Consider the following 14496-nt stretch of genomic DNA (forward strand, 5'->3'; position numbering starts at 1 on the left):
TCATGAGGATTTTTAGCCCCAAACGATACGTTGCCTCGGTCGATCGCATCGACCTTGATACCCTGTGGGCCGACGGCAAACGCGCCATTCTGCTCGATCGCGATAACACCCTGGTGCCGCGCGACACCGAGCAGGTTCCCGCCGCGGTTTCCGCTTGGCTTGACGCCGCCCGCGCCAAAGGCTTTAAGCTGTGCATGGTGTCCAACAACTGGCATCGCGACCAGGTCATGAGCTCTGCACGCGAGCTGGGACTCGAGGCCATTAGCCACGCCATGAAGCCGGCGCCGTTTGCCCTCAAGGCGGGTCTTCAGCGCCTCGGCGCCACGGCCGACGAGGCGGTACTGATCGGTGATCAGCTCTACACTGACGTGTGGAGTGGCAATTTAGCCGGCGTCGATACCATCCTGGTAAAGCCGCAGGCGACGCAGGACCTGTGGTATACGCAGATCTTCCGTATTTTTGAGCGCCGGGCCCTGCGCGACCTTCCCTGCGAGGAATAGGTTTCGCCATGTCTCAGCACATCAAACACGGCTGCGACCATATCTTCTTTATCGGCTTTTTGGGCGCGGGCAAGTCGACGCTCGCGCGCAACGTCGGCACCATGTTCAAGCGGCGTTTTATCGATACCGATCGCCTGGTCGTGCGCCGTTGCGGCAAGTCGGTAACCGAGATTTTTGAGACCGAGGGCGAGGACCGTTTTCGCGAGCTCGAGACCTCGGCGCTCCGTTCGCTCCAAAGCGAGCGCAGCCTGTTGGTTTCGTGCGGTGGCGGTATCGTCGAGACACCGGTGAATATTGAGCTGATGCACGATATGGGTACGTGCGTGTACCTCGAGGGCGACTTCGAGGATTCGATTCGCCAGATTCGTCGGTCCGACACGCGCCCCGATTTCCGCTCGCCCGAGCATGCCGCGCGCCTGTTTGAGCATCGCCGTCCGCTGTATCGTCAGGCCGCAGATATTACCCTTGATATTCGCAACAAGTCCTTCGAGGACGTTTCCTACCTTTGTGCCGAGATGCTTTTGGAGCGTGGACTGCTATGATTCGCCGTCAACTGATCAATTTCCAAAATCGCAGTGTCGATGTTCGCGTCGGCTTTAACGCTTTTAGTGAGCTGTCGCGTATGTTTGCCTCGGCCGTGGGCAAGCCCAAGCGTGCGATGGTTGTCTGGAACAGCGCTGTTTCCGACCGCTTTGGCGAGATCGTTGAGCACGCTCTGGTCGATGCCGGTTTTGCCGTGTCGCTGCTCGTCCTCGAGGTTTCACCTGCTGGTGCTACGCTTGCCGATGCCGATACCGTCTTTGGCGCCCTGTCGGCTAACGGCATTACCTGCGACGATCTCGTTGTCGCTGTCGGCGACACGGCGACCTGCTCGGTCGTTTGCTGGTGTGCCAATCAGTGGTGCGGTCGCACCGAGTGCGCCTTGCTGCCGACGACATTCGACGCCATGCTCACGGTCGCGACGACCATGAAGCCCCTCGTCGCCTCGTCCGCGCATGCGCTTCCCGCTATCGCGTTCCGTCCCGAGCCGGGCTTGGTCGTGTGTGACCTCGACCTTGTTCGCGAGGCGGACCCCGAGGACCTCAAGCTCGGCTATGCGGTACTTGTTGGCACCATGCTTTCGAGCAGCAAGTCCCGCTGGAATCAGTTTACCGAGACCGTTCCCGAGATTCTCGCGGGCGAGGAGGTCGCGCTCGTCAATGCCGTTCAGTGGTCTCAGACTGCCCGCAAGGACGTACTGATGGCTACGAATCCCAGCGCCCGCCATGCGCTCGATTTTGGCAAGACGGGGGAGCGTACCCTGCGCGCCTGCTTGGGCGATGCCGCTTCGCAGGTGCCTGCCTACCAGCTGTTGTCCGAGGGCATGCGCTTTGAGGCGCGCCTAGCACACGATGCCTGCGACTTCGATATCGATTACGTCTTTGAGGTCGATGACTGCCTGGAGGACTTTGGTATCGAGGAGCTTGCCTTCGATCTGGAGCCTGCCGCATATATCGAGGAGTTCCGCAGGCAGCAGTTTATCCGCTCGAACCGCAGCATGTTGCCGCTGCCCGCGGCACTCGGCGCCATTCGTCTAACGAGCGTTGAGGACGAGGTTCTCGACCGCCATGCTCACGCCTACTTGGCTTCTCGCAAAGAACTTCTCTAAGATTTATTGACATCCATCGTCTTTCGTATCATGTTGAGGGGCGGGTTTTCAATCGGTTGCGGATTGCATGCGATTCCATCGTTCGGTTGAGACCCGTCCCGTCTTTATGGAGACAACAAGAAAGGAATCTGCATGTCTGAGTTTGCTGCCGGTCCTGCCGGTCGTATCGAGCGTGTCCGTGCCCTGATGGCTGAGCGCGGCTACGATGCTATCGTGGTGCGCGACGAGGCCAACCTTCGTTGGCTCACGGGCGTGAAGGGCGTCTTCGATTACACCTTCGAGTTCCCGCACGCTGCGTTTATTACGGCTGACCAGTGCCTGTTCCATACCGACTCGCGCTACCTCAACAGCTTTGAGGAGAACACGCCTGCCGGCAGCCCCTGGGTCTACGACATGGACGAAGGCACCATCCCCGGTTGGGTCGCCGGCAAGATCGCGGCCAACAAGTGCCGCGTCTGCGCTGTCGAGGACGACATGCAGATTAACTTCTACCAGGGTATTCAGCGTGGCCTTGAGGATCGTTCCGTCGCCTGCATGCTGCCGCTGATGCATGATGACATTCGCAAGATGCGCGCCATCAAGGACGCCGAGGAGATCGAGCTCATGCGCCATGCGCAGTCGATTACCGACGCCGCCTTCCAGCACATGCTCGGATTTATTAAACCCGGCATGACCGAGAAGCAGGTTCGCAACGAGCTCGAGAACTTTATGTTCGCCAACGGCGCCGACAGCTTGGCCTTCGGCTCCATCGTGGCGAGCGGCCCCAATACCGCCAACCCGCATGCCGTCCCGAGCGACCGCGTGATCGAGAAGGGCGACTTCGTTCTCATGGATTACGGCGCGGGCTACTGCGACTATCGCTCCGATATGACGCGTACCGTCGTGATGGGCGAGCCCACGCAGGAGCAGCTCGACCTGTACGCGCTCGTGCGCCGTACGCACGAGGAGTGCGTCGCCGCCATCCATCCGGGCGTCGAGGGCAACGACATTTTCAAGCTTTCCAAGAAGATCATTGGCGATGCCGGCTATGGTGATTACTACAACCATGGTCTGGGTCACGGCGTGGGCATTGACATCCACGAGCTGCCCAACTTCAACCGCAGCAAGAATATCATCGAGGTCGGCTCGGTTATCACCATGGAGCCCGGCGTCTACCTGCCCGGTGTGGGCGGCGTGCGTCTGGAGGACTACGGCTTGGTCACCGAGAACGGCTACGAGCCCTTCACCAAGACGCCGCATGACCTTCACGTCATCGATTGCTAGCTCATTTCGATAGATTTTTGGGGCGGGACGTCCGGAGCAATTCGGGCGCCCCGCGTTCTCTTTTTATGCGCTCGCTGCAGGCGCCGTCTGCAAGTGTATAATTTCGGTCGTATGTAATTTGGACGCTTGTGCGTTCTGCCCATAAGAAGAAAGGTCGCTATGTCTACCATTTCTACCGCCGACTTCAAGAATGGCCTCGGTCTCCGTATTAAGGACAAGGTTTATACCATCGTCGAGTTCCAGCACGTCAAGCCGGGCAAGGGCGGCGCGTTTGTGCGCTACAAGACCCGCGACATCAAGAGCGGCCGCGTCGTCGAGAACACCTGCAACGCCGGTACCAAGTTCGAGAGCGTCATGCTCACCACCCGTGAGTTCCAGTATCTCTACAACGATGGCACCGACTACATCTTCATGGACAACGAGTCCTATGAGCAGGTTCCCGTTCCCGAGGACATGGTGGGCGAGAACTCCAAGTGGCTGCGCGAGAACGACATCTGCCAGCTGCTCTTCGCCGACGATGAGCTCATGGGCGTGACCCCGCCGATGTTCATCGAGACCACCATCGTCCAGACCGATCCGGGCTTTAAGGGCGACACCGTCCAGGGTTCCACCAAGCCGGCCACGATCGACACCGGCGCTGTCATCCAGGTCCCCATGTACCTCAACGAGGGCGAGGTCATCAAGGTTGACACCCGCGACGGCAAGTTCGTCTCCCGCGTCTAGCAACCAACTCTTCTAGGAGGACTCATGCCCCAGGAAATCAAGATTGACGGCATCGGCATTTCGCCCGATGTTCTGACCGCCATCGTCTCGCGCGCCGTGTCGGATGTCGAGGGCATCGCCTCCGTTGGCGTCAAGGACCTTGCCACCAACCTTGTCTCCATGATGCTCTCGTCCAAGGCCCCGGCTTCTGAGCCGGCGGTCGAGGCCGAGGTCGTCGGCGACAAGCTCGCGCTCACCGTGCGCGTCGTGGTGTTCTTTGGCTATCCGTTCAAGAAACTCGCCGAGGCCGTTCGCGCCGCTGTAGTCGCCGCCGTCGATGCCCAGGTGGGCGTCGAGGTCGAGCGCGTTGACGTTTGTATCGACGGCCTCGTTTTCCCCAAGGAGTAACCTTTGAGCCTTAAGGTTTATCGCGGGCGCACGCTTGCCCGCAGTCAGGCGCTGCAGCTGCTGTTCCAGGCCGAGGCCACGGACAGCCCGCTCGAGCACGTCCTCGAGGGCGATTTCCTGATCTCGAAGGGTCCCCTCGACCCCTATGCGCTGGAGCTGTGCCGCGGTGCCTACGAGCATATCGACCGCATCGACTGCGCTCTGCGCTCCGTTGCCAAGAACTGGGATCTTATGCGCATGCCCGGCGCCGACCGCAACCTGCTGCGTATCGCTGTCTACGAGATGCGTTTCCTCACCGACGAGGAGGTCTCGGACGCCATCGTGATCAACGAGGCCGTCGAGCTTGCCAAGGCCTATGGCACCGACCAGTCCGCGTCGTTTGTCAACGGCGTGCTAGGCAAGATCGCTCGCAGCGAGGAGCTGCCGGGTGAGGACCTGTACCAGGAGCTGTTGGCCGAAGATCGCGCTCGCGAGGAGGCCCAGGCTGCCGAGGCTGCCGCTAAGGTTGCTGTTGCTCAGGCTGAGGCTGGCGTGCTGGCCGAGGATGCGGACGCCGCCGAGGCTGTCGTCGACTCCTTCGAGGAGTAGTCATGCCAGAGGGTTCTGTCCGCAACTTTGACGAGATCTCGGACCGTCTGGATCAGATCATCGCTACCGTTCGCTCCAAGGATACGTCCCTGGAGCGTTCGCTCGATCTGTTTGACGAAGCGATTGAGCTGGGCTCCCGCGCGGTCGATATGGTCGACAAGTTTGAGTTGACGCCGCGTGAGGCCGATAAGCTCGAGCAGGAATACGATGAGGATGCGGCAAACGAATCCCAAGATAGCTAGCCGCATCTCCGGATACGAATGGTTGATGGCATTCATGAAACGCGTGCGTCTTGATGACGAACTGATTTCACAGGGCATCTGCGCCGATCGCGCGGATGCCCTTCGCACTCTTATGGCCGGCCTGGTCTCGAGTGGCGGCGAGCGCTTGACTTCGCCGGGCCTTAAGGTGACCCCGGGCCTGCCGCTGCACGTGAAGGGGCGCATTCCCTATGTTGGCCGCGGCGGCCTTAAGCTCGAAGGTGCGCTCGATGCGTTTGGCATCAATCCGACGGGCCTTGCCTGTCTGGATGTGGGCTGCTCTACCGGCGGCTTTACTGATTGCCTGCTCAAGCGCGGAGCTGCGACCGTTGTCTCGGTGGACGTGGGTCGCGCACAGTTCGATTGGTCGTTGCGTCAGGACGATCGCGTGACGCTGCATGAGCGCACAAACGTGACGCAGCTGCCTGAGCTTGGTTATGCCGGCGCCATCGACCTGGCTGTGTGCGATGTCTCGTTTACCAGCATCGCGAATATAATCGACGCCGCGCTGGCGTGCCTGAAGCCTTCGGGTTCGTTCTGCACGCTCGTAAAGCCCCAGTTTGAGGCGCCGGCTGCGCTGGTGGGCGAGGGCGGTATCGTGACCGACCCCGCCGTCCGCCGCGATACGCTCGTGGCAGCGATTGAGCTTTTTGCCGTCAAGGGCCTGTTCCCGCTTGACGTGTGCGTGTCGCCCATCCATGGCGCTAAGGGCAACGTTGAGTTTTTCTTGTACGGCACAAGGTTTGTCCCCGGGGAGCGCGCCGACGATGAGCTGCAATCCCAGGTATCGGTTTTGAGCGAGAAAGCTGCAACGCTATGAAGGTCTTTCTGGTTCCCAATTACTACAAGCAAGAGGCGGTCGAGAGCGGCCTGATGCTCGAGCTTTGGCTGACGCGCCAGGGCTATGAGGTCGCATGGGCTGCCGACCAGCGATCGAAGATTCAAAGCACGCCTGATATTGACGGCTCCGATCTGGTCATTACGCTCGGCGGCGACGGTACGCTGCTGCGCGCTGCCCGCATCCTCAACCATCGCGAGATTCCTATCCTTGGTCTTTCCTATGGTCACCTGGGCTTTTTAACTGCTGCGAGCCCCGAGGAGCGCGACATTCTGCAGGTCGTGAGCGATGCTCTGTCCGGTGAGCTGCACGTGAGCCGCCGCGCCACCATCGCCGCGGATATCGTGTCCGTGCGCGACGATGGCACGAAGGATGTCGTGCGCACGTTTGCCCTCAACGATATGGCACTTACGCGCGGCCCCCTGTCCGATATGGTTGAGTTTGACATCACGGTGTCCGGCCATCATATCGATCGCCTGCGCGGCGACGGTGTCGTCGTTTCGACGGCGACCGGCTCCACCGGCTATGCGCTTTCCGCCGGCGGTCCCATTGTCAGCCCCGATTACACTGGTATGGTCTGTGTGCCCATCGCCCCGCATACCATACAGGCTCGCGCTTTTTTGACCTCGCCGAGTGATGTCGTCGAGATCTTTATGTCTGATGACCGTCCGAGTGTTCCGGCGATCGCTATCGATGGACAGTTTATTACCTGCGATGGCACCGTTGAGAGCGTGGCGGTGCGTCGCGGTCCCGGAGATGTGCTGCTTCTCGATTACGGTCCCGAGAGCTTCTATAACTCCGTGAGCCGCGTGTTCTACGGAGTGCGTCATGATCGATGAGCTGCAGGTTTCCAACATTGCACTCATTCGCGAGGCGACGCTGGTGCCGAGTGCGGGCCTAACGGTTTTGACTGGCGAGACCGGTGCCGGCAAGACCGCGCTGCTCTCGGCGCTCAAGCTCATTTTGGGCGAGCGTGCAGATTCGTCGACCGTGCGCGAGGGAGAGGCGCTGGCGAGCGTCGAGGCACGCTTGTTCGACGGCCCGCACGACACGGAGGGCTTTACCGTGCAGCGCAGCCTTTCTGCCGAGGGTCGCAGCCGCGTCAAGATTGACGGCCGCATCGCCAGCGTGCGCGAGCTTTCCGAGCGTGTCGGCGTGATGATGGATCTGTGCGGCCAGCATGAACATCAGCGTCTGCTCGATCCGGCGCATCATGTTGCCATGGTTGATGCCTGGGCTGGTCGCTCTGCGCTCGAGGCGCTCGACCGTTACCGTGCCTGCTTCAAGGCGTCGCGTGCGGCTGCCAAGGAGGTCCGTCGCGTAGAGGAGGCGTCGCGTGCGCAGGGGAGTCGCGTCGAGGAGGCGCGCTTCGCCCTGGAGCGTATCGCCGAGGTCGACCCCAAGCCGGGTGAGTATGAGGAACTCGAGGAACTGCTGCCGCGCTCCGAACATGCCGAGGTACTGGTTGCCACAGCTAACGATGCCCATGCATCGCTTGCCGCCGAAGGTGGAGCGCTCGATGCCGTGAACAGCGCCGTGGCAGAGCTTTCCCGTATGGCTACCGTCGATCGCAAACTGGGCGACATTGCCGATGCGCTTTCGGATGCCTGCATCTCCCTTGAGGATAGCGCGAACGAGCTTCGTGCCTATCGCGATGGCGTCGCCTTCGACCCGCGCGAGCTCGCTCGCATGCGTGAGCGGTATTCCGACCTCAAGGGCCTGTTGCGTCAGTGGGGTCCCACCATGGACGATGTTTTTGCCATGCGCGATCGCTCGCAAGAGCTGCTGTCCCTGGTCGATGATGGCGATGAACAGATCAAAAAGGCGCGTGAGGCACTCGGGAGCGCCGAGCGCGAGCTGTTCGCTGCCGCCAAGGCACTCAAGCGTGCGCGTAATACCGCTGCTCCGCGTTTTTGTCACGAGGTTGGCCGCCAAATGGCGCGCCTGGAGATGGGCGGCGCCGAGCTCGTTTGGGAGTCGCGTGATCTTCCGCGCGCCGAGTGGACGCCGTCGGGTCCTTCAAGCTACGAGCTTTTGTATCGCAGCGGTGTCGGCTTGACGCCGCGTCCCCTGCGCCGCATTGCCTCGGGCGGCGAGCTCAGCCGCGTCATGCTGGCGAGCAAGGTGGTCTTGGGTAATGCTGACGGCGTCGACACACTGGTATTTGACGAGGTCGATGCCGGTGTCGGCGGCTCCACGGCTCGTGCTCTTGCTGGTGTGCTGGCCGATCTTGCCGCTACGCATCAAGTGATTGTCGTAACCCACTTGGCGCAAGTCGCCGTCATGGCCGACAAGCATTATGTTGTCAGCAAGGAGCCGGGCGATGTTCCCCAGACGCATTTGGACGAGGTAACCGGCGAAGCGCGTACCGCCGAGATTGCCCGCATGTTGAGCGGCGATCAGTCCGAGGCAAGCTTGGCCCACGCAAAGCAGATGCTCGAAGAAGTTCGAGGCTAGGTCGTATCAGCGGTGTTGGTGGGACAAAATAGACTGAAATTTTTTGTCCCACTACGCGTTTTACTCAACGACCTTGTCCGGCTGGATGAGCTCCTCGTAGTAGCTGATATGTTCGCGAGCGTCTTCAATCTCGGGCAGCAGGAAGTTGTAGATAACTTCGATGATCATCGTGGCGCTGATCTTGGAGAACGCAAAGTCACCCGTCGTCAGCAGCGCCTCGTGGTTGACGGTATTAAAAGTGTAGTCTGCCAGGCGCGCGAGTGGAGACTTGCTGTCGCTGCTGATGACGACTACGGTGGCACCGCAGTCGCGAGCTGCTTTTGCCATGCGATTCAGTCGGCGCGATTTGCCGGAGTTTGAGATGAGCACGATGACGTCACCGGGGCGCAACGTGAGTGCAAAGCCGATTGATGTCTCGCTAATGGTGCTCGCCATGCAGCGCAGGCCCAGCTGCGAAAACTTAAACGTCGCATCGAGCGCGACTGCGTTCGTATTGCCCACAGCCGCAAACTCAATAACCCCTGCATACTTAAGGGCATGTACAACAGCCGCCAGCGTATCGTGGTCGATCCCGTCGATGGTCGCATTAAGCTCGCTCACCTTTGCAGCCAGGATGTTCTTAAGGCTCTGCTCCATGTTGTCGAGCGAGACTTCGTCAGTCAGGCCCTCGTTGCGCTGACTCTCCAAGTCGCGCGCCAACGAAAACTGAAAGCTGCGGAAGCTGCCAAAGCCCAGCTTGCGGCAGAAGCGCGAAACCGTCGCCTCGGACGTGGCGGCGGCTCGTGAGAGCTGGGCGGCCGTCAGGCGCGGCGCCTCGGACTGGTGCTCCAATATATAGTCGACAATGCGCTGCTCGGACTCGCTGTATCCCTGGTGGGTACTAATGAGGGAAAGTGCGCTCTTGCTACTATCGGTCATGGATGGCTCCTGGTTGGCATGAAAAATGGACTCGTTTGTAATGTCATAGTATAGGGGGATTTTCAATTACAAGATACACCTTGCCGTTTCAAGTGTTGATGGTAAACTTTCATTTACCGTTTACGGTTATGAAAGAACCTTTCACCGGAGAATTGCGCCTTGTCTCTTCTCACGCGGACGGTAGGTTGGTATCTTTCAGTTGTGGAAAAGCGCGCAAGGACGCGCGTGTAGGGGAGCGCCTGCGGGCGCAAAACTTAAAAAGGAGGGACACATGGCTAAGTTTGACATCATCGCCGCCACCGGTTGCCCGACCGGTATCGCGCACACCTTCATGGCGAAGGAGGCGCTAGAGAAGGCAGCTGCCGAGCGCGGTCTGACCATTAAGGTCGAGACCCATGGCCAGGTCGGTGTCGAGAACGAGCTCACCAAGAGCGAGATCGCTGGCGCCAAGGCCGTTGTCGTCGCAGCCGATAAGGATGTCCAGGCTGAGCGTTTCGCCGGCAAGCCCATGGTTTCCGTTGGTGTTTCCAAGGCCCTGTCTGTTGAGGCCGCCGGTAAGCTGATTGACCGCGCGCTCGCCGCCAAGAGCGACGGCACGGTTGCAGCCGCTGCCGATGTCGAGGACGAGGTCGAGGAGAAGGAGTCTATCGGCCACGTCATCTATAAGCACCTTATGAACGGCGTCAGCCATATGCTGGTCTTCGTCGTTGCCGGTGGTGTTCTGACCGCCGTCTCGTTCCTGTGGGGCATTACGTCTTTCGATTCGACTGCGTCTGACTACAACAGCTTTGCTGCGATGCTCAAGATCATCGGCGGCATCGCCATGAACCTCATGGTTCCGGTGCTTTCCGCCTACATCGCCGAATCCATCGGCAAGCGCCCGGCGCTCGTCCCCGGCTTTGTTGCCGGTATGATCGCCATCCAGGGCCTGCCTGTTAACGCCGAGACCGGCATGATCGACGCCGGTGGCGCCGGCGTGGGCTTCGGCTTCCTGGGCGGCATCGTCGGCGGCTTCCTCGCCGGCTATGTCATCCTGCTGCTCGAGAAGGTCTTTGCCGGCCTGCCCAAGAACCTGGACGGCCTCAAGGCAATCTTTTTGTACCCGCTGTTCTCGACGGCTATTGTCGGCCTGGTCATGCTCGGCATTTCCGGTCCCATGGCTGCCATCAACACCGCCATGATGGACTTCCTCAAGGGCCTGTCCGCTTCTGGCGCCGTTGTCCTGGGTCTTGCCATCGGCTGCATGTGCGCCTTTGACATGGGTGGCCCGGTCAACAAGGCTGCTTACGTCACCGGTACCGCTATGCTCACCGAGGCACTGGCTGCTGGCGTTGGCACCGATACCTACAACTTCGGCACCAACTTCATGGCTGCCGTCTCCGCCGCTTGCATCGTTCCGCCGCTGATCACCACCTTCGCCGTCGTTGTCGGCAAGAAGTACTTCAGCCAGGAGGATCACGACGCCGGTATCGTCAACCTCATCCTTGGTTGCACCCACATCACCGAGGGCGCCATTCCGTTCATGACCAAGAACATCTGGCCCGTCATGCCCATCATGATGCTCGGTTCCTCTATCGCTTCGATCCTGACCATTATGTTCAACGTTCACGATCCGGCGCCTCACGGTGGCTTCCTGGTCCTGCCCGTTGTCGAGAACGGTCCGCTGTGGGTCCTCGCGATCCTCACCGGCGCTGTGGTCGGTGGCATCCTGTTCGTGGCCTTCAAGAAGTACGACTTCGAGAAGAACCAGAAGGCCGCTCCTGCGGCCAAGCCGGTTGAGGCTCCCAAGGCCGCTGCCGTCGAGGCCCCCAAGGCCGAGGCTGCCGACTTCGTGAAGGTCGAGAATGTCTTTGTCGCCGAGGACTTCGCTTCTCGTGACGAGGCTCTGAGCTTCGTTTCCAACCAGGCCGTCAAGGCCGGTATCGCCAGCGACGCCGACGCCGTGATGAACGCCTTCCTGGCCCGCGAGGCCGAGGGCACCACGGGCATGATGGAGGGCTTCGCCATTCCGCATGCCAAGTCCGACGCCATTACCGAGGCTGCCGTCATCGTCGTCAAGGACGAGTCTGGCGTGACCGGTTGGGACACCATGGACGGCGCTCCCGTCAACGTGGCTATCGCCCTGCTCATCCCCGGTGCCCAGGCCGGCACTACGCACCTCAAGATTCTGTCCAAGGTCGCCGAGGCGCTCATGGACGAGGAATTCCGTGCCACCGTCAAGGGTTCCACCGACGCCGCCGAGATCGCCAAGACGATCAACGCCCGCCTGGTCTAATTCCACGGTACGCGAATAACATCGCCCCCTGTAATAAAGGCGAGGACTCCACCCGGAGCCCCCGCCTTTTTTCATACCACCCGGCACTCAGGGATGTTCCTTTCCTGCCGGCACCCCGGGACACTCCTTAGTCCCCAACAGGGCATAAATAGCCCTCATCGACTGAATCACCCACGCGAACAATAATTCAGCCAGAATTCCTTTTGCACGATATTTCTTGGACGGAAGCATGTTCCCGCAGCTCGCCTGCCGGGCGGGGCGGTTAAGTTTGTCGCGAGTTCCGAACGCAAAGGAAAGCACTTAATGTGCTTTCCGTCTTGCGCAGGACTGTAGAGCAGCAAACTTAACCGCCCCGCCCGGCAGGCGAGCGGACAGCGAACGACATCTGTCCAACAATTCGTGCGAAACACAATGAAAAACCGTTTGATGTGAGTTAATATAAACAACGTCGTGAATCTGACTCCTGCCACATGCATGACAGGGGTTAAACACAAAAAAGGAGTCAACTATGGTTTCTGAGAAGGCTACCCTCGTTAATCCTCAGGGTCTGCACATGCGTCCGGCTGGTCTGTTCGCCTCCACCATGGGCAAGTACGCCTGTGACGTGACGGTCGTCACCCCCGAGAAGGAGGTCAACGGCAAGTCCCCGATGGCCCTCATGGCTGCTGGTATCCCCTGCGGCACCGAGGTCGAGGTCAAGTGCGACGGCGCCGACGAGGCCGAGGCTCTGGCTGCTGCCATCGAGCTCATCAAGAGCGGTCTTGGCGAGTAGAACTCAAACGGGTCGCATGTTGAACAACTAAGTTCATATTTGGGGGCGCAGTGACCTGTCTTAAGGTAGCTGCGCTCTTTTGTCATGGATATGGCAAAACGCTTTATCACATGACACGGAGAGAGGAATGGGAATGTATCAGGGAGTCAACGCTTCCGAGGGCATCGGTATCGGCACCGTTATGGTCGCCGTCGATCCCGACTTGACGTTTGAGCCGCACGAGGTTGCTGATTCGGCAGCAGAGAAGGAACGCTATCAGACCGCTCTTTCGGTCTTCTGCGAGAAGACTCAGGCTCAGGCCGACCACATGAAGGAGACGGTGGGCGAGGCCGAGGCCGAGATCATGAGCGGACACATTGTCCTGGCTCAGGACCCGGGCATGACCGACGCCATCAACGCCGCCATTGACGGCGGTACCTGCGCCGAGCAGGCGCTCATGGACACCTCGACCATGTTCGAGAACATGTTCCTGTCCATGGACGACGAGATGTTCCGTCTGCGCGCGGCCGACATCGCCGACATCCGCACCGGTATTCTGGCCGAGCTGCTGGGCAAGGAGGTCGTCGACCTCTCCGTCCTGCCCGAGAACACCGTCGTTGTCGTGCACGACCTCACGCCGTCCATGACCGCCACGATCGATAAGGCCCACGTTGCCGGTATCGTCACCGAGACCGGTGGCCGCACGTCGCACTCCGCGATCATTGCGCGCGCCCTCGAGATTCCGGCTGTCCTTTCGGTTTCCAACAGCTGCACCGCGCTGCGCAACGGTATGACCGTTGTCGTCGACGGTGGCAAGGGTATCGTCGAGGCCGATCCCGACGAGGAGACGCTCGCTGCCTACACCGCCAAGGCCGAGGCCTTCGCTGCCGAGAAGGCAGCCCTCGAGGCCTTCCGTGGCAAGCCGTCCGTGACTGCCGATGGCATCAAGAAGATCATCGCCTGCAACATCGGTAACCCTGATGACGTGCCCAACGCACTCGATCACGATGCCGAGGCCATCGGTCTGTTCCGCTCTGAGTTCCTGTTCATGGACTCTGCCGAGCTTCCTTCCGAGGAGGAGCAGTTCAACGCATACCGTAAGGTCGCCAGCGCGCTCAAGGGTGCTCCGGTCATCATCCGCACGCTCGATGTGGGTGGCGACAAGGAGATTCCGTATCTGCACATGGTCAAGGAAGATAACCCCTTCATGGGCTTCCGCGCCGTGCGTTACTGCCTGGCCAATCCCGACCAGTACAAGGTCCAGCTCCGCGCTCTGCTGCGCGCTAGCGCCTTCGGTGACGTCAAGATCATGATCCCGCTCGTCACCTGCGTCGAGGAGGTCTTGGCTGTCAAGGAGCTCGTCGAGCAGTGCAAGGCCGAGCTGACCGAAGAGGGTCGCAAGTTCAACGAGAACATCGAGGTCGGCATTATGGTTGAAACGCCTGCCGCTTCGTTGCTCGCAGACCGTCTTGCCGAGGTTGCCGACTTCTTCTCCATCGGCACCAACGACCTGATCGGCTACACCATGTGCGCCGACCGTGGCAACGACACCATCTCCAACCTGTACCAGGTTTACTATCCCGCCGTGCTCCGCTCGCTCAAGAACATCATCGAGAGCGGCGTGAAGGCCGGCATCATGGTCGGTATGTGCGGCGAGGCCGCTGCCGATCCGCTGCTCGAGCCGCTGCTGATCAGCTGGGGCCTGGAGGAGTTCTCGATGAGCGCTCCGTCGATCCTGCGCGCCCGCAAGACCATCAGCCAGTGGACCAAGGCCGAGTGCGACGAGCTCGCCGAGAAGGCACTCGCCTGCAACACCGCCGCCGAGGTCAAGGCACTGCTCGAGTCCGCAGCTCGCTAATTTGGTATCAGAGGTAACCGCGTGGTTGGA

The 14496-nt window shown here is 60.4% G+C and carries 15 protein-coding genes; 14 read left to right on the top strand and 1 reads right to left on the bottom strand.

Going from position 1 to position 14496, the window contains the following annotated elements:
* The first annotated feature begins 2 nt into the window (after window positions 1-2).
* The 11 genes from DWZ52_RS01380 (at window position 3) to DWZ52_RS01430 (ending at window position 8664) form a co-directional block, all read left to right on the top strand.
* Window positions 3-500: a YqeG family HAD IIIA-type phosphatase gene (locus tag DWZ52_RS01380; protein ID WP_117806182.1), complete on the top strand. Its 498-nt coding sequence runs from the start codon at window positions 3-5 to the stop codon at window positions 498-500.
* Window positions 501-508: 8 nt separating this feature from the next.
* The gene (locus DWZ52_RS01385; protein WP_117806183.1) at window positions 509-1042 is read left to right on the top strand and encodes a shikimate kinase; all 534 of its coding nucleotides are present in this window, start codon (window positions 509-511) and stop codon (window positions 1040-1042) included.
* Window positions 1039-2148: a hypothetical protein gene (locus tag DWZ52_RS01390; RefSeq protein ID WP_118384715.1), complete on the top strand. Its 1110-nt coding sequence runs from the start codon at window positions 1039-1041 to the stop codon at window positions 2146-2148. The genes DWZ52_RS01385 and DWZ52_RS01390 overlap by 4 nt, the downstream gene beginning before the upstream one ends.
* Window positions 2149-2280: 132 nt before the next feature.
* Complete coding sequence (locus DWZ52_RS01395) at window positions 2281-3411, top strand: Xaa-Pro peptidase family protein (RefSeq protein ID WP_118384716.1); 1131 nt, start codon at window positions 2281-2283, stop codon at window positions 3409-3411.
* Window positions 3412-3570: 159 nt separating this feature from the next.
* Window positions 3571-4134 carry an elongation factor P gene (gene efp, locus DWZ52_RS01400; RefSeq protein ID WP_118384717.1) on the top strand — a complete coding sequence of 188 codons (564 nt, stop codon included), beginning with the start codon at window positions 3571-3573 and terminating at the stop codon, window positions 4132-4134.
* Window positions 4135-4158: 24 nt separating this feature from the next.
* Window positions 4159-4521, top strand: a complete 363-nt coding sequence (locus tag DWZ52_RS01405) for an Asp23/Gls24 family envelope stress response protein (protein WP_118384718.1) — start codon at window positions 4159-4161, stop codon at window positions 4519-4521.
* Window positions 4522-4524: 3 nt separating this feature from the next.
* Window positions 4525-5109, top strand: coding sequence for a transcription antitermination factor NusB (gene nusB / locus DWZ52_RS01410; RefSeq protein WP_118384719.1), 585 nt, complete (start codon window positions 4525-4527; stop codon window positions 5107-5109).
* Window positions 5110-5111: 2 nt separating this feature from the next.
* A complete protein-coding gene (locus DWZ52_RS01415) occupies window positions 5112-5351 on the top strand; it encodes an exodeoxyribonuclease VII small subunit (protein ID WP_006233978.1) in 240 nt (79 codons plus the stop codon).
* Between the two features lie 34 nt (window positions 5352-5385).
* Window positions 5386-6189 (top strand): TlyA family RNA methyltransferase, encoded by an 804-nt coding sequence (locus DWZ52_RS01420; RefSeq protein WP_118384758.1) that lies wholly within the window; start codon window positions 5386-5388, stop codon window positions 6187-6189.
* Window positions 6186-7046, top strand: coding sequence for an NAD(+)/NADH kinase (locus DWZ52_RS01425; protein WP_117746039.1), 861 nt, complete (start codon window positions 6186-6188; stop codon window positions 7044-7046). Before DWZ52_RS01420 ends, DWZ52_RS01425 begins: the two co-directional genes overlap by 4 nt.
* Complete coding sequence (locus tag DWZ52_RS01430) at window positions 7036-8664, top strand: DNA repair protein RecN (RefSeq protein ID WP_118384720.1); 1629 nt, start codon at window positions 7036-7038, stop codon at window positions 8662-8664. The genes DWZ52_RS01425 and DWZ52_RS01430 overlap by 11 nt, the downstream gene beginning before the upstream one ends.
* 60 nt (window positions 8665-8724) lie before the next feature.
* Here the strand turns inward: DWZ52_RS01430 and DWZ52_RS01435 are convergent, their stop codons facing one another.
* Window positions 8725-9582, bottom strand: coding sequence for a MurR/RpiR family transcriptional regulator (locus DWZ52_RS01435; RefSeq protein ID WP_117639502.1), 858 nt, complete (start codon window positions 9580-9582; stop codon window positions 8725-8727).
* Between the two features lie 271 nt (window positions 9583-9853).
* On the opposite strand from DWZ52_RS01435, the gene DWZ52_RS01440 reads away from it, so the two are divergent.
* The 3 genes from DWZ52_RS01440 to ptsP all read left to right on the top strand — a co-directional run bounded on the left by DWZ52_RS01440 (window position 9854) and on the right by ptsP (window position 14466).
* Window positions 9854-11857, top strand: coding sequence for a fructose-specific PTS transporter subunit EIIC (locus DWZ52_RS01440; protein ID WP_118384721.1), 2004 nt, complete (start codon window positions 9854-9856; stop codon window positions 11855-11857).
* Between the two features lie 508 nt (window positions 11858-12365).
* Complete coding sequence (locus tag DWZ52_RS01445) at window positions 12366-12629, top strand: HPr family phosphocarrier protein (protein ID WP_022094575.1); 264 nt, start codon at window positions 12366-12368, stop codon at window positions 12627-12629.
* A 133-nt stretch (window positions 12630-12762) separates the two neighbouring features.
* Window positions 12763-14466 carry a phosphoenolpyruvate--protein phosphotransferase gene (gene ptsP / locus DWZ52_RS01450; RefSeq protein WP_117757234.1) on the top strand — a complete coding sequence of 568 codons (1704 nt, stop codon included), beginning with the start codon at window positions 12763-12765 and terminating at the stop codon, window positions 14464-14466.
* The last annotated feature ends 30 nt before the right edge of the window (window positions 14467-14496 follow it).

This window comes from Collinsella sp. AF33-16, assembly GCF_003475325.1.
Classification (GTDB): domain Bacteria; phylum Actinomycetota; class Coriobacteriia; order Coriobacteriales; family Coriobacteriaceae; genus Collinsella.

What these genes read in the sequence shown, in the direction of transcription:
- DWZ52_RS01380 (WP_117806182.1), top strand. Translation starts at nt 3, where the DNA reads ATGAGGATTTTTAGCCCCAAACGATACGTTGCCTCGGTCGATCGCATC.
- DWZ52_RS01385 (WP_117806183.1), top strand. Translation starts at nt 509, where the DNA reads ATGTCTCAGCACATCAAACACGGCTGCGACCATATCTTCTTTATCGGC.
- DWZ52_RS01420 (WP_118384758.1), top strand. Translation starts at nt 5,386, where the DNA reads ATGAAACGCGTGCGTCTTGATGACGAACTGATTTCACAGGGCATCTGC.
- ptsP (WP_117757234.1), top strand. Translation starts at nt 12,763, where the DNA reads ATGTATCAGGGAGTCAACGCTTCCGAGGGCATCGGTATCGGCACCGTT.
- DWZ52_RS01390 (WP_118384715.1), top strand. Translation starts at nt 1,039, where the DNA reads ATGATTCGCCGTCAACTGATCAATTTCCAAAATCGCAGTGTCGATGTT.
- DWZ52_RS01440 (WP_118384721.1), top strand. Translation starts at nt 9,854, where the DNA reads ATGGCTAAGTTTGACATCATCGCCGCCACCGGTTGCCCGACCGGTATC.
- DWZ52_RS01435 (WP_117639502.1), bottom strand. Translation starts at nt 9,582, where the DNA reads ATGACCGATAGTAGCAAGAGCGCACTTTCCCTCATTAGTACCCACCAG.
- efp (WP_118384717.1), top strand. Translation starts at nt 3,571, where the DNA reads ATGTCTACCATTTCTACCGCCGACTTCAAGAATGGCCTCGGTCTCCGT.
- DWZ52_RS01395 (WP_118384716.1), top strand. Translation starts at nt 2,281, where the DNA reads ATGTCTGAGTTTGCTGCCGGTCCTGCCGGTCGTATCGAGCGTGTCCGT.
- DWZ52_RS01445 (WP_022094575.1), top strand. Translation starts at nt 12,366, where the DNA reads ATGGTTTCTGAGAAGGCTACCCTCGTTAATCCTCAGGGTCTGCACATG.
- DWZ52_RS01425 (WP_117746039.1), top strand. Translation starts at nt 6,186, where the DNA reads ATGAAGGTCTTTCTGGTTCCCAATTACTACAAGCAAGAGGCGGTCGAG.
- DWZ52_RS01430 (WP_118384720.1), top strand. Translation starts at nt 7,036, where the DNA reads ATGATCGATGAGCTGCAGGTTTCCAACATTGCACTCATTCGCGAGGCG.
- DWZ52_RS01415 (WP_006233978.1), top strand. Translation starts at nt 5,112, where the DNA reads ATGCCAGAGGGTTCTGTCCGCAACTTTGACGAGATCTCGGACCGTCTG.
- DWZ52_RS01405 (WP_118384718.1), top strand. Translation starts at nt 4,159, where the DNA reads ATGCCCCAGGAAATCAAGATTGACGGCATCGGCATTTCGCCCGATGTT.